Below are 14,950 nucleotides of genomic sequence, written 5' to 3'. Positions count from 1 at the left end.
ACTCCTCCCTTCCTGCGCGTGCATAATTCAAAGTAATGCGATCCCGATGGACGCGCGCTAGCCATTCACCATAGCTTCCCCTCGGTCTGCAGCAGCCGGACCAGCTGCGCCGCTTGCTGCTTCGGCTCGCCGGATAGACGTCTGCCGGCGGGACGATCCGGCGGAAGGGAGAGCGAGGTTCTTTCCGTCCGGGGAGCGACATCCGCTTCGCTGAGGCCGAGATCTGCCAGCTGCAAGCAGCGGAAGGGCTTCTTCTTGGCCTTCATGATGCCCGGCAGCGACGGATAGCGAGGGTCATTCAGACCTTGCTGGGCGGTGAATAAAGCCGGCAGAACGACCTCGACTGTCTCGCTGTCCCCTTCGGCGTCGCGCAGGACGACGGCCCGGCCGCCGTCGATCTCCAGACGAGTGATGGAGGACGTATGAGGAATGCCGAGCAGCCCGGCCACCCTCACAGCAACCTGACCCGCGCCGTTGTCGACGGAGAAGCTCCCGCCCAGCAGCAGATCGCAGCCATGCTGCCTCACATAAGCGGCCAGCGCGAGGGATACGCCGTATTCGTCCGTAAGCCCTTCATCCGAGATGAGTGCCGCCTCGTCTGCCCCCATCGCGAGCGCTGTCCGCAGAGCTTCCGCGCTGCGCTCCGGTCCGACAGACAGGACGGTGATGCGACCTCCGTTCTTCTCCTTCTGCCGGATCGCCTCCTCCACGGCATACTCGTCGTACGGGTTAAGAATAAACTTGGCGCCGTCCTCCGCCACCTTGCCGTCCTTGATGAGTATCCTTTCCTCGGTATCCAAGGTTTGCTTCGCCAGTACGATGATGTTCATCTCTATGGCCTCCCTTGCGAATAACTTTCCTGACGCTGTGCAGCAAGTCTACCCATCGGCATCCCGGCATGGGACCCTAGCGGCCAACGAATACTTGCGACGCTGGCAATGAAGTAAGGATATCTTTCGTACTTCCGAAATATAAATGAATCGTACCGATGGCGTAACCGCTTCATTGCGCTCCGCGGTGCCTTAATGCCAACCTATTGCGCTGTTTCTCATTTTATGTGTGTTTGTTGCGGGCGCTCGCGCGGGTACAGCACGAACGCAAGCGTACGCTTATCGATCGTGATGCAAGCGTAAAGGAAGGAGGGATGGAGCCATGAACCTGTCGCTTTTTCATGCGCTTCTGTTCGCGGGTGTAACCGGATACGGAGTTTATTTGTTCGGGAAAGCTGTGGTTCACCGCTACTTGTATATGAAGCTGGGGGCGCCGGCGGACTTCAAGCGACGCCATGAAGAAAGGCTTGCGTCCTTTTTAGCCGAAGTATTCGGACAGACGAAGCTGCTGAAGGATAAGCGCAGCGGGGTGATGCATGCGGTCATCTTCTACGGATTCATCCTGCTGCAGCTCGGTGCCGCAGACTTGATCGTCAAGGGACTGACAGGCGGGCGTCCGCTTCCCATCCCCGCCTACGAGACCTTCGGCTTTCTTCAGGAAATAACTGTGCTGCTCGTGCTGGCGGCGATGGCGTATGCGACCTACCGCCGTTATGGCGAGAAGCTGCCGAGATTGAAAAGAGGCTGGAAGCCTAGTATCGTCGTCTGGTTCATCTTCTTACTTATGCTGTCCGTGCTGCTGTCTCTGGGCTTCGAGCGGCTGTGGCTGGGGCTCCCCGCAAGCCGCTACGCTCCCATCTCCTCAGTGCTCGCCGGCGGGTTCGGGACCTTCATGTCCGGCGGCATCGCCGCGGTCGCCTTCTATGCGGCATGGTGGGCGCATCTGCTGATTCTGCTTGCCTTTCTCGTCTATGTGCCTCAGTCCAAGCATTTTCATATCATCACGGCGCCGATTAACCTTTGGCTGAGGCGCAAGGAACCGGCGGGACGGCTGAGGAAGCTCGATCTGGAGGATGAAACGGCAGAATCGTTCGGAGCGGGTCGCATAGAGGACTTTACGCAGAAGCAAATGCTCGATTTCTACGCCTGCGTCGAGTGCGGACGATGTACGAATGCATGTCCCGCCTCGGGGACGGGCAAGGCGCTTTCGCCGATGCATCTGATCTCCAAGCTCCGTGACCATTTGCTGGAAAAGGGGGCGGCGATAACGTCCAAATCTCCGTGGGTGCCCGGCTTTCTCCCTCATTCGCCTCCGAAAATTCATCAGATGCACGCACTCGCATTATCCTCTGCATCCCCTTCGGCGCACCTATCCTCGGCTAAGTCCACGGAAGAAGCCTCGTCCCCGCCGCCCTTCGCTACCATAACGGACATAGGCCCCACAATGAACTGGCAGGAAGCGGCCTGGCAGCCCGCTTCGGACGGCACAGCCGTCGAACAGGTTCAGCTGATCGGCGGCGTCATCACCGAAGAAGAGATCTGGTCCTGCACGACTTGCCGCAGCTGCGAGGAGCAATGCCCGGTCGGGAACGAGCATGTCGACAAGATCATCGATCTGCGCCGTCATCTGGTGCTGATGCAGGGCAGCATGCCGCATGAAGCGCAGCGGGCGCTTCAGAATATCGAGCGGCAAGGCAACCCTTGGGGGATCAGCCGCAGCGAACGGAGCCGCTGGACAGCGGAGCTCGGCGGCATACCCGTGCCGACGGTCCGGGAGAACCCGGACTTCGACTACTTGTTCTTCGTCGGCTCGATGGGCTCCTATGATTTGAGGAGCCGCAAAGTATCCCGAGCCTTCGTCCGGCTGCTGGGCGAGGCCGGCGTCAGCTTCGCCATTCTCGGCAGCGAGGAGAAAGCTTCGGGCGATACGCCGCGCAGACTGGGCAACGAGCTGCTGTTCCAGCAGCTGTGCGCGGATAACATAGCGGCGTTCGAACGCTACGGCGTCAAGCGGATCGTGACGGCCTGTCCGCATACGTACAATACGCTCAAGCATGAATATCCGGACTTCGGGATGGAGGGGGTGGAGGTCCTGCATCATAGCGAGCTGCTGGACCGGCTTATTCGGGAAGGACGGCTGAAGCCCCGGCATCGCGTGAGCGAACGCATCACGTACCATGATTCCTGCTACCTCGGACGGTACAACGGTGTGTATGACCAGCCCCGCGATGTGCTGCGGGCCATACCGGGCGTGGAGCTGGTGGAAATGGAGCGATCCCGGGACAATGCGATGTGCTGCGGCGCGGGGGGAGGCATGATGTGGATGGAGGAGGCCGGGGTCAAGCGCATCAATGTCGCGCGTACCGAGCAGGCGCTGGCGACAGAACCGACGGTCATCAGCAGCGCCTGTCCGTACTGTCTGACGATGCTGGAGGACGGAACGAAGCAGAAGGAGGTTCAGGAGCGCGTTCAGGCGCGAGATATCGCGGAGCTGCTGGAGCAGTCCGTATTCGGAAAGGGGAGGTAAGGAAGATGATGGATGGACAAAGGCAAATTCGCAAAGCTGCCGTCATCGGCGCCGGTGTCATGGGCGCAGGCATTGCAGCTCATCTGGCTAACGCTGGGATACCCTGTCTGCTGCTGGATAGGGTTCCCGATCAGCTTGCAGCAGACGAGACGGCCCGGGGCTTCTCTCTGCAGCACCCCTCCGTCCGCAACCGGCTTGCCGTCCAAGCGGTCGAGTCCATGAAGAAGGCGAAGCCCTCGCCTTTCTATGACGAGGCCTTCGCCCAAAGGATCACGCCGGGCAATCTGGACGATCATCTCCCTCTGATCTCCGAAACGGACTGGGTCATCGAGGTGATCGTCGAGAAGCTGGAAGTGAAAAGACAGCTGCTCTCTAGGCTCGAGGAGTACTGGGTGCCCGGCATCATTGTGAGCTCCAACACGTCCGGCCTCTCCATTGATGCGATGTCGGAGCATTGCAGCGAGGCGTTCAAGAGCCACTTTCTCGGCACTCATTTTTTCAATCCTCCACGATATATGAAGCTGCTGGAGCTAGTGCCCGGCAAGCTGACCGACGCGGCAGTCATCGCCCGAATGAAGCAATTCTGCGAGCGCCGGCTCGGGAAGGGAGTCGTGCTTGCCAAGGATACGCCCAACTTTATTGCCAACCGGATCGGCACGTACGGGCTGCTTGTTACGCTGCAGGAAATGCAGGCCCAGGGCCTTACCGTAGAAGAGGCCGATGCGATCACAGGTCCCGCCATGGGACGCCCTCGAAGCGCGACGTTTCGCACATTGGATCTGGTCGGTCTGGATACCTTCCTGCATGTTGCGGGCAATGTGGCTGACCATATGGAGGATGAGGCGGAGCGCGAGAGGTTCAGGCTGCCCCGGGTGCTGGACGATCTGGTGGCGAGAGGCTGGCTCGGCGAAAAGTCGGGCCAAGGCTTTTACCTGAAGAAGAAGGGCGCGGGCGGCAGCGAAATATGGGCGCTGAATCTGAACACGATGCAGTACGAAACGGCCCGGAAGCCCGGCTCTGCTTCTCTGGAGGCGGCAAAGCTTGCGAAGGGTGCGGGGGAAAAGACCAAGGCGCTCCTGTCGGCAGGCGACCGGTATTCGGACTTTGCCTGGCGTGTACTCAAGCCGGTGCTTGTGTACGCCGCCGATAAGCTCGGAGAGATCGCGGATACGATCCGCGAGATCGACGATGCGATGAAGTGGGGCTTTAATTGGGAGCTGGGGCCGTTCGAGCTGTGGGATGCGATAGGGCTGGTTCGTTCCGTACAGCGGATGGAAGCGGAGGGGACGGACGTTCCGGCATGGGTGAAGGAATGGATCGCCGAAGGCCATACCTCGTTCTATCGCAAGCAAGAGGGCCAGACGTTCTACGTGAGCGGGGGAGCATACAAGCAGGCGGAGGAGGAGCCGGGGCACATCTCGCTTGCTGCGTTGAAGGAGCGCAAGCAAGTGGTTCTGTCGAATCCCGGAGCGAGTCTGCTCGATTTGGGAGACGGGGTGGCGTGCCTGGAGTTTCATTCGCCGAGCAATGCCATCGGAGCTGACATCCTGACGATGATCCAGCGCAGTCTGGATGAGGTTCGCCGTCGCTATGAAGGTCTTGTCATCGCTAACCAGGGCCGGAACTTCTGCGTCGGCGCCAATCTGATGCTTCTGCTGATGGAAGCGCAGGACGAGGAATGGGATGAAATCGATCATATTATTCGTCTGTTTCAGAACACCATGCTGCAGCTGAAGCGCTTTGAAAAGCCGGTCGTAGCGGCTCCGCATCGGATGACGCTGGGGGGAGGCGTCGAGGCCTGCATGCCGGCCGATCGCATCGTCGCCGCCGCCGAGACGTACTACGGACTCGTCGAGGCGGGCGTCGGACTGATCCCGGCAGGAGGCGGCTGCAAGGAGCTGGCGCTGCGCAGCAGCCGGGGGGCGGCCCGCTTGGCAGGGGCGGATATCCAGCCCGCCATCAATCTGGCCTTCGAGACCGTGGGCATGGCCAAGGTGTCGACAAGCGCTCATGAGGCATTCGCACTCGGCCTCTTCCAGCCGGGCGACCGGGTCGTGATGAATTCGGATCACCGGATTTACGAAGCTAAAAACGCCGTGCTCGGCCTCGTGAAGGGCGGCTACGAGCCGATCCCCGAGGAGAAGATACGCGTCGTCGGCGCGGAAGGCAAGGCCGTGCTTCAGCTAGGCGCTTATGCGATGAGGCGGGGGGGATACATCAGCGATCACGACCTGAAGATCGCAGGCAAGCTTGCTCATGTGCTGGCCGGAGGCGACGTGCCTGCCGGATCGCTCGTGAGCGAGCAGTATTTGCTCGATCTGGAGCGGGAAGCGTTTCTCAGCTTGTGCGGCGAACCGAAGACCCAAGCCCGGATGCAGCATATGCTGGCCAAGGGAAAGGCGCTCCGCAACTGAGGCTCGTGGCGTGCTTCTCCATATCGACTGAACGGCACGGGAGCTCATACGGACTAGTGCGCCGGGCCGGTTTCTTGAGCGGACTAATCGGAAGCGAGGTGGATTTACTATGAAACAAGCGGTCATCGTATCGATCGTCCGGACCCCGGTCGGCAAGGCGAAGAAGGGCGGCTTCGCTCAGACCCGGGCCGAGGACCTCGGCAAGGCCGTGCTGGAAGCCGTCGTCGAACGGACGCCCGGCCTGCGTAAGGCGGACGTCGAGGATATCCTGATCGGCTGTGCGATGCCCGAAGGCGAGCAGGGCTTGAACTTCGCCCGGATCATGTCGCTGTATGCGGGTTTCCCCGTCGCTGTGCCGGCGCTTACGATCAACCGGTTCTGCGCGTCGGGCCTGCAATCTCTCGCGTTCGCGGCGGAACGCATTCGGGTCGGAGCGGCCGATGTGCTGATCGCAGGCGGGGTGGAGAGCATGAGCCACGTGCCGATGACGGGCTTCAAGGTATCGCCGCATCCGAGGATCGTCGAAACGATGCCTCAGGTCTATATCGGCATGGGCCATACGGCCGAAGAGGTAGCCTTGCGCTACGGCATCACCCGCGAGGAGCAGGACCGCTTCGCGGCAAGCTCGCACCGGAAAGCGGCGGCTGCGATCCGGGAGGGGAGGTTCCGTAGCGAGATCGTACCGGTGCATACAGAGTGGAAGCAGATGAACGAGCATGGGGCCGTGCAAGCCTGTGCTTCGATTGTGGAGCAGGATGAGGGCGTGCGCGCGGATACGACGGCCGAGGTGCTAAGCCGTCTGCGCCCGGCGTTCAAGCTGGGAGGGACGGTAACGGCGGGCAATTCATCGCAGATGAGCGACGGAGCCGCCGCCGCCGTACTGATGAGCGGGGAACGGGCCCAGGCGCTCGGTCTGAAGCCGCTGGCGACGTTCCGGTCGTTCGCGCTGGCCGGCGTCGAGCCGGAGATGATGGGAGTCGGCCCGGTGGAAGCGATCCCCAAAGCGCTGAGGCAGGCGGGCTTGTCGGTCGCTGACATCGATCTGTTCGAGATCAATGAAGCGTTCGCCTCGCAGTGCTTGTCTATTATCCGGGAGCTCGGGCTGGATGAAGCCAAGGTGAATGTCAACGGAGGAGCGATAGCGCTCGGCCACCCGCTCGGCTGCACGGGAACGAAGCTGACTGCAACGCTGATCCATGAGCTGCGCCGCCGGGGAGGCGGGATCGGGGTCGTCTCTATGTGCATCGGCGGGGGGATGGGCGCGGCCGGGGTGTTCGAGGTTCACGGCGGATAGGCGGGTAGGCAACTAGCCAAAAGGAGAGGATGAGGAATGGGCAAAACGATCGGGGGAAGCTTTATTCTGGAGGATGCCGACTTTCACGGCGTCGTCACGCCGGAGGATTACAGCGAAGAGCACCGGATGATTGCCCGAACGACGGAGGAGTTTATCGAGGGCGAGGTAGCTCCTCATGACGAAGAGCTTGAGGCGCTCAGCTATGAGCTTTCGGTTAAGCTGCTTCGCAAGGCGGGCGAGCTGGGCCTGCTAGGGGCGGATGTGCCGGAGGCGTACGGGGGACTCGGCCTCGATAAGCTGGGCTCCACGCTTATTACGGAGAAGCTGTCCAAGGCTTCGTCGTTCGCATTGACCGTCGGGGCGCATGTCGGCATCGGCACGCTGCCTATCGTTTACTTCGGCAGCGAGGACCAGAAGCGCAAGTATTTGCCGGCGCTTGCAAGCGGCGAGCGGATTGCCGCTTACTGCCTGACGGAGCCCGCCTCGGGCTCGGATGCGCTGGGTGCGAGGACAACAGCGCAGCTCTCCGAGGACGGCGCCTCCTATACGCTGAACGGCACGAAGCAGTTCATTACCAATGCAGGCTTCGCGGATTTGTTTATCGTGTATGCCAAGGTGGACGGCAAGGGGTTCAGCACCTTTATCGTCGAGCGGACGATGGAGGGGGTCAGCATCGGGCCGGAGGAGGAGAAGATGGGCATCCAGGGCTCCTCGACGTGTCCGCTTATTTTGGAGGAGGTGCGAGTGCCCGCCGAAAATCTGCTGTGGGAGGCGGGCAAGGGGCATCTGATAGCATTCAATATCTTGAACATCGGCAGGTTCAAGCTGGCTGCGGGCTGTGTCGGGGGCTGCAAGGACGCGCTCGGCTTCGCGGCCCGATATGCCAATGAACGGGAGCAGTTCGGACGCCGAATCTCCTCCTTTCCCTTGATTGCCAGCAAGCTTGCCGAGATGAATATCCGCACCTATGTGCTGGAGAGCATGGTCTACCGCACCGCCGGTCTGTTCGACGAAGGGTTGTCCGAGGTCAATCCCGGAGCTGGTCATGACGGCTATGCGTCGGCCAAGGCGATCGCCGAATATGCGCTGGAATGCTCCGTGAACAAGGTGTTCGGGTCGGAAACGCTTGATTTCGTCGCAGACGAGGGCGTCCAAATTCATGGCGGGTACGGGTATATCCGGGACTACCGGATCGAGCGCATCTATCGCGACTCCAGAATTAACCGGATTTTTGAAGGGACGAATGAAATCAACCGGCTGTTGATCCCGGGCACGTTGATCAAGCGCGCGATGAAGGGCGAGCTGCCGCTGCTGCAGAGGGCGATGGGGCTGCAGGCGGAGCTGCTGTCGCTGATTCCGCCTCAGTCCTTCGAAGGGGCGCTGGGGCAGGAGACGCATCTGGTCGCGATGGCGAAAAAGATATTTTTGCTGGCGGGGGCCCAGGCCGTTCAGAAGTATCAGCTGCAGCTGGAGGAGGAGCAAGAGCTTTTGAGCCGCCTGGCGGATATGCTGATCTCGGTGTACGCGATGGAAAGCGCCCTGCTGCGGACGAAAAAGCGGATAGCCGCGTCCGGCGAGGAAAGAGGAAGGCATGCCGCCGAGATGACGACCGTGTTCGTCCACGATACCTTCGCGCAGCTCGAACGCTGGGCCAGGGAATCGCTGGCCGCCATGGAGGAGGGCGACTCGCTCCGCACCCAGCTTTCGCTCTTGAAGAAGCTGACCCGCAGGCAGGAGGTCAACGCAGTAGCGCTCAGGCGAAGCATCGCGGCGAGGGTTATTGGAGCGGAGGGCTATGTGGTGTAAGACGCCTGAGGATCTAAGCGCATGGACTTCTCGTTCGCCTTGCCGGTCAAGGGGCGGAGTATGTTGTTCACGCACGGTCCACTGCCATGAATACGATTCTTTCGTTCAACTTATATAAGAAGGGCATCAACGGGTACCAGACATCAGGCAAGGGGTGGTCGACATGTCCAGCAAGCCATGGTTAAGACATTATCCCGCTGAAGTACCGGAGACTTACGACTATCCGAGGCAAAATGTGGCCGACTTTCTGGTGCAGGCCGCCGCCTTATATCCGGAGCGTACCGCCTTGCATTTCCTCGGACGCAAGGTAGCTTACCGCGAGCTGCTGGATAGCGCTTATCGGTTCGCGCATGCCTTGCAGCGTCTCGGCGTACGGCCCGGAGAGCGGATCGCGGTCATGCTGCCCAACTGTCCGCAGGCGGTCATCGCTTATTACGGCTCCCTGCTTGCCGGAGGCATCGTCGTCATGACCAATCCGCTCTATATGCCCCGAGAATTGGAGCATCAGCTGCAGGATTCCGGTTCCCGAATATTGGTTACGCTTGATCTGTTATTCGAACGGGTGATGAAGGTCGTTCCGCTGACCGTCGTCCGGCACGTGCTCGTAACCTCCATTCAGGATTATTTGCCGTTTCCCCAAAAATGGCTGTACCCGCTCAAGGCGAAGAGGGATGGCCAGAAGCGGGATGTCGCTTATAGCTCCACTGTCCTTTCTTTGCTTAAGCTGCTGCGGGAATCGCCTTCGGAGCCGGTGTCCAGCCAGGTCGAGGCTGAGCGGGATCTGGCTCTGATCCAATATACGGGAGGAACGACGGGCACGGCCAAAGGGGTCATGCTGACGCATTACAACCTGACCGCCAATACGATTCAGAGCAGACTGTGGGCTTACCGGTCTGCACCTGCCGAGGAGAAGTATTTGGCCGGCCTGCCTTTCTTTCATGTGTTCGGCATGACGGTGCTGATGAATCAGTCGATGTATCTGGGCGGAACGCTCATTCTGCTCCCGCGCTTCGAGGTCAATCAAGTGTTGAAGGCGATTCATCGGCTGAGGCCGACTATTTTCCCGGGCGCACCGACGATGTATATCTCCTTGATCCATCATCCCGATGTGCAGTGGTATGACCTGTCATCGATCAAATTCTGTATCAGCGGGGCGGCTTCGCTGCCTCATGAGGTGCAGGTGGAATTCGAACGGATGACGGGCGGCAAGCTGATCGAAGGTTATGGGTTGACCGAGGCCTCCCCCGTGACGCACGCCAATAATATTTGGGAGAAGCGCAAGCCTGGCTCCATCGGCATCCCGCTACCGGACACGGAGAGCCGCGTGGTGAACCCCGATACGGGAGAAGAGCTGCCGGCCCGCGAGATTGGCGAACTGATTATCCGGGGGCCTCAGGTGATGAAGGGGTATTGGAATAACCCGGTGGAGACGGCGGCGGTATTGAAGGACGGGTGGTTATATACCGGAGATTTGGCGACAATGGATGAGGACGGTTATTTTTATATCCTGGACCGGCGCAAGGACCTGATCATCGCCGGCGGCTACAATATTTATCCGCGGGAGGTCGAGGAGGTGCTGTTCGAGCACCCGGATATCGCGGAGGCTGTCGTGGCCGGGGCCGTCGATCCGTACCGGGGCGAAACGGTCAAGGCATACATCGTCCTGCGGCCCGGCGCTTCAGGCGATGCCGAGGCGCTCAAGGCCTGGTGCAAGGAACGGCTGGCTGCGTACAAGGTGCCGCGCATCTATGAATTCCGCGACAGTCTGCCCAAGACGATCGTGGGCAAGGTGCTGCGCCGCAAGCTGGCCGAGGAGGAAGCGGAGCAGCGGAGGATTTGAGGCTTAGCCGAAGAGCTGATTCAACAGCGGACGCTTCGAACCAGGACCAGTCTTGTAGCGGAGCGGCACGGTTATGATCGGACAGGAGTAGGCTTGCCCGGCGGCATTGGAGGATGAAGGATGGAGAATGAAGTACCGGTCTCTCTGGCGGGAATGGAGCAATCGGCTGTTGGCACCTTCTGGACGCATATCGGAGCGGAGCTGCGGACGCTATCCGCGGAGCGTGTCGAGGTTGCGCTGGAGGTTCAGCCCCATCACCTGAATACGCTCGGCATCCTGCATGGAGGAGTGAGCGCGACGCTGCTTGATTCGGCGATGGGCCTTGTCGCGATGGCCGCCAGACCGCAAGACACGGTCGTAACGACGAATCTGCATCTGCATTATGTAGCGCCTGTCGAGCAGGGGGCGCTTAAGGTGACGGCCGAGATCGTACACAGCTCGCGCAAGCTGATCACCGCTCAGGGTCATGTGTATGACGACAAAGGGGCCTTGTGTACATTTGGCACGGGGACATTTCGAGTGCTTGAGCATAAGCCGGCAAGGGAAACGGGCGCGGGTGCAGGCGCAAGTGCAGGCGCAAGTGCGGAAAACGACGACTGATCGCTCATAGTCCCTTACAGATTTTTGCCCAGAATCAGGGAATAAGGGGTGGGGAAGGAGGATCGTCTGCTTTCTTCTTTTCGGATAACCCGGAATAAGGATCTGGCCTGAACGGGGTCAGGTCCTATGTTCATTTTGCCGGGAAGGCGGGGCAACGTTGACGGCGTGCAAGCCGAATGCTTGGACTAGAAGATATAGCAGGTTTATAATAAAGCTATCGGGCTTATCTCTACATAAGTCGAGGAAAGAGGGGAAGTTCACATGGATCTATTTGACCAAAGGTTGGATAAATACGCAGAGCTGGTCGTTCGTATCGGGGTGAATGTTCAGCCCGGGCAGGTGCTGTTCGTCGAGTCTCCGCTGGAAGCGGCCGAATTCACCCGGAAGGTCGTCAGGAAGGCTTACGAAGCGGGGGCCAGGTACGTTCAGGTGCAGTGGGATGACGAGGAAGTGACGAAAGCGCGGTTCAAGTACGCACCGGATGAATCCTTCGACTATTACCCGGCCTGGACGGCTTCGATGATGGAGCAGCTGGCTGAAGGAGGAGGGGCGCTGCTTAATATTAAGGTGCCTGATCCGGAGCTGTACCAAGGGATTGACCCGCAGAAGGTGACGAGAGCGACGAAAGCGGCTGCCTTGGCCCGGAAAAAATTCCAGGGCTATGTGCGCAACAAGAAGTTCTGCTGGTGCCTGGTCAAGGCTCCGACCCGGGCCTGGGCGAACAAGGTTTTCGCCGATCTGCCGGAAGAAGAGCGGGTGAGCGCCATGTGGGAAACGATCTTCACCATGACGCGTGCGGATAGAGACGATCCGATCGCCGCTTGGCAGGAGCATATCCAGACGCTGATCCAAGTAAAGGGCGTGCTGAACGAGAAGAAGTTCCGCCGGTTTCATTACAAGGCGCCCGGTACGGATCTGATCGTGGAGCTTCCCGAGGGCCATATCTGGCATGGCGGAGGAACTACCGACGATCAAGGCATTTATTTCGTCGCGAACATGCCTACCGAGGAAGTGTACTCCATGCCGAAACGGACCGGCGTTAACGGCACGGTTGCCAGCACGAAGCCGCTCAATCTGAACGGTAGACTCGTCAAGGGGTTCAGCCTGACCTTCCAGGAAGGCCGAGTGGTCGATTTTACGGCGGCAGCCGGTGCCGAATATCTTCGCGATCTGCTGGACACGGACGAAGGAGCCCGGTATTTGGGTGAAATTGCGCTCGTCCCCCATGATTCACCGATTTCCAATCTGAATCGCGTTTTTTATAATACGGGGATTGATGAAAATGCCTCCTGTCATTTTGCTCTGGGCAGCGCCTATCCGTTTACGATCGAAAATGGGACGTCCCTGACGCAAGAGGAGCTGCTGAAGCGCGGCGCGAACGTCAGCCTGACGCATGTCGATTTTATGGTCGGATCCGCCGAGCTCGACATCGATGGAGAGCTGCCGGACGGCACGTGGGAGCCGGTGTTTCGGCGGGGGAATTGGGCTTTGGATGTGAAATAGTGGAACAAGGGGCCCGGTCACTGGTATAGAAGTCTGGTTATAGCTATGGAAAGCTATTCAACTGGCCTGCCGGCGGACCGCGGTCAATGCGCCGCGATGATCCACCGACTCTTGAAATCGCTGAGCTTCATCAATCCGTAACGCGAACAACCGCTGTCCCGGTTAGTTGGGACAGCGGTTTTATTTGTTTCTGTGCAGGTCGGCAGACTCGGCAGCATCGAGCGAGGAATAGATATTCTGTTAAGCGAAAACGGTTTTCGCCAGTCGTCTCTGGATATGGGAAAGTCTTGCATACAGCCCGATGGCTCCAGCGGCCAGCCCTATGATCAAGCCAACCCAGAAGCCGAATGGACCGAGGGTGGTAAATCGGGCAAGCGCGTAGCCAAGCGGCAGGCCGATGACCCAATAGGACAGCAGCGCGATAAAGAAAGTGACGTTTACGTCCTTGTAGCCGCGAAGCACGCCCTGGATCGGTGCGGCGATGGCGTCTGCCAGCTGGAAGAATATCGCATAAGCGAGAAAATGCCGGGTCAGCTCCAGCACGGCGGTCTCCCGGGTATATAGTCCGGCAATCTGCTTGTCGAACAAGAGCAGTGCAACGGTACACAGGGCCGCCATAGCGATGGCCAGCCCGATACCGAGGAACCCATACAGCCGGGCATCCTTGAATCGGCCGGCCCCTACCTCGAAGCCTACTACAATAGTCAACCCCATCGAAATACTCAAAGGGACCATATAGAGAAAGGAAGCGAAATTAATGGCCGCCTGATGAGCAGCGATCGTAATCGTATTGAACTGGCTCATCAGCATCGTAACGGCCGAGAAAATACTGGTTTCGAAGAAGATAGCGAAGCCGATCGGAATCCCGATGCCCAGCAGCTCCTTCCAGGCCGGGAACGATACCGGGTACACGCGGCTCAGGATGCCGAAGACGGAAAACGGCTTATGTGCTACGGTGAATCCTACAGCAATAGCGAGCATCAGCCAATAGGTCGCGGCTGTGGCTACTCCGGTACCGACTCCGCCAAGCTCTGGAGCGCCGAATTTTCCATAGATAAATACATAATTTAGAAGTCCATTAACAGGAAGCGAGAGCAGGGAGATCATCATGCTGATCCGCGTCTGCCCCAACCCGTCGAAGAAGCAGCGAAGCACGGTATACAAAAAGAAGGCCGGCACGCCAAAGGCCATGACCCCCAGATAGCGCAAAGCGATGGAGTGCACCGCGGGCTCCAGATTCATCAGATTGAGGACGGGGTTCACCGCCAGAGCTCCGACGGCAATGACGACGATTGAAATAGTAGTAGCTAAAAATAAAGCCTGCACGACCTGAAAGGAGACTCGGTTCTCCTTTTTCGCCCCGAGATGCTGCGCGATCATAGGGGTAACGGCAAATAATATGCCGCCTAAGCCGGTTTGTACGGGAATCCATAGGCTAGTGCCTATAGCGACGCCTGCCAAATCGACGGAGCTATAATGTCCGGACATGAAAATATCGAAAAAGCTCATGGCGAACATGGTGAGCTGAGTGACGAGCACGGGCAGTAAAATGGAGAGCAGCTGCCTGATTTTTTGTGAGTATGTGTAGGTTTGTTGCATAATGCCTTCCTTCCTGATCCTCATCTGAGCATGCAAACTCCGAACATTATAGCAGACAATAAGGACCTTAGCATAGCGGGAAATATGCAAATAGGAGCTAGGGGGCGTGGGACAGGGAGGGAAAGGAGTTACCTTATTCCGGTAATGGAATAAGATAGCCTCCTGTATGCAGAATTAGGTCGTTTTCTTAGCCTTACGAGGCTTTTTCGCCAGGGATACCGCGGCCAGATGCTTGTAGCTTCGAATCGTAGGTCCCTTGCATAGCGGACACTCGGGATACGGAGTCGGGCAAAACTCTTCGCGGACCCATGCCTTGCATGCAGCATCTTTACATTTCCAAATCACAGTAGGTTTCAATTCCGGCTTGGGAGCTTCCTGCTTCTCCAAGTTCATTACTCGCACCTCCCTTGTATGCTCTCTATAGTAACCGCTTCTTGATCATTCATGCAGAAGGGCTTTGTGGCTGGCTTTCGTGTTCTCCAGGCGAAGGCCGCCGTACACGCGCATTAGCCGCCACCAATCACCCGCTTGCAAAGC

The 14,950-nt window shown here is 58.9% G+C and carries 10 protein-coding genes; 7 read left to right on the top strand and 3 right to left on the bottom strand.

Going from position 1 to position 14,950, the window contains the following annotated elements:
* Window positions 1-65: 65 nt before the first annotated feature.
* Window positions 66-830, bottom strand: a complete 765-nt coding sequence (locus GSF01_RS04080; RefSeq protein WP_159881745.1) for an electron transfer flavoprotein subunit beta/FixA family protein — start codon at window positions 828-830, stop codon at window positions 66-68.
* A 322-nt stretch (window positions 831-1,152) separates the two neighbouring features.
* Between GSF01_RS04080 and GSF01_RS04075 the strand changes: the two genes are divergently transcribed.
* From GSF01_RS04075 to GSF01_RS04045, 7 genes are all read left to right on the top strand, one after another.
* Window positions 1,153-3,357: a (Fe-S)-binding protein gene (locus GSF01_RS04075; RefSeq protein WP_159881744.1), complete on the top strand. Its 2,205-nt coding sequence runs from the start codon at window positions 1,153-1,155 to the stop codon at window positions 3,355-3,357.
* Between the two features lie 5 nt (window positions 3,358-3,362).
* Entirely contained in the window at window positions 3,363-5,771 is a 2,409-nt protein-coding gene (locus tag GSF01_RS04070) for a 3-hydroxyacyl-CoA dehydrogenase/enoyl-CoA hydratase family protein (RefSeq protein ID WP_235941268.1), read from the top strand.
* Between the two features lie 109 nt (window positions 5,772-5,880).
* Window positions 5,881-7,065, top strand: a complete 1,185-nt coding sequence (locus GSF01_RS04065) for an acetyl-CoA C-acyltransferase (RefSeq protein WP_159881743.1) — start codon at window positions 5,881-5,883, stop codon at window positions 7,063-7,065.
* A gap of 36 nt (window positions 7,066-7,101) precedes the next feature.
* Complete coding sequence (locus GSF01_RS04060; RefSeq protein WP_159881742.1) at window positions 7,102-8,871, top strand: acyl-CoA dehydrogenase family protein; 1,770 nt, start codon at window positions 7,102-7,104, stop codon at window positions 8,869-8,871.
* Window positions 8,872-9,034: 163 nt separating this feature from the next.
* Window positions 9,035-10,711 (top strand): AMP-binding protein, encoded by a 1,677-nt coding sequence (locus GSF01_RS04055; RefSeq protein WP_159881741.1) that lies wholly within the window; start codon window positions 9,035-9,037, stop codon window positions 10,709-10,711.
* A 120-nt stretch (window positions 10,712-10,831) separates the two neighbouring features.
* Window positions 10,832-11,311, top strand: coding sequence for a PaaI family thioesterase (locus GSF01_RS04050; RefSeq protein ID WP_159881740.1), 480 nt, complete (start codon window positions 10,832-10,834; stop codon window positions 11,309-11,311).
* A gap of 261 nt (window positions 11,312-11,572) precedes the next feature.
* Window positions 11,573-12,814 carry an aminopeptidase gene (locus GSF01_RS04045; RefSeq protein WP_159881739.1) on the top strand — a complete coding sequence of 414 codons (1,242 nt, stop codon included), beginning with the start codon at window positions 11,573-11,575 and terminating at the stop codon, window positions 12,812-12,814.
* A 240-nt stretch (window positions 12,815-13,054) separates the two neighbouring features.
* On the opposite strand, the gene GSF01_RS04040 is transcribed toward GSF01_RS04045, so the two are convergent.
* Both GSF01_RS04040 and GSF01_RS04035 read right to left on the bottom strand, forming a co-directional pair.
* Window positions 13,055-14,413, bottom strand: coding sequence for an MATE family efflux transporter (locus tag GSF01_RS04040; RefSeq protein WP_159881738.1), 1,359 nt, complete (start codon window positions 14,411-14,413; stop codon window positions 13,055-13,057).
* Window positions 14,414-14,587: 174 nt separating this feature from the next.
* Window positions 14,588-14,806, bottom strand: a complete 219-nt coding sequence (locus GSF01_RS04035) for a cold-inducible protein YdjO-related protein (protein ID WP_159881737.1) — start codon at window positions 14,804-14,806, stop codon at window positions 14,588-14,590.
* Window positions 14,807-14,950: the final 144 nt, after the last annotated feature.

It is taken from the genome of Paenibacillus puerhi (genome assembly GCF_009846885.1).
In the GTDB taxonomy this organism is placed as follows: Bacteria; Bacillota; Bacilli; order Paenibacillales; family NBRC-103111; genus Paenibacillus_G; species Paenibacillus_G puerhi.
This window is presented reverse-complemented; position numbering and strand designations above follow the sequence as displayed.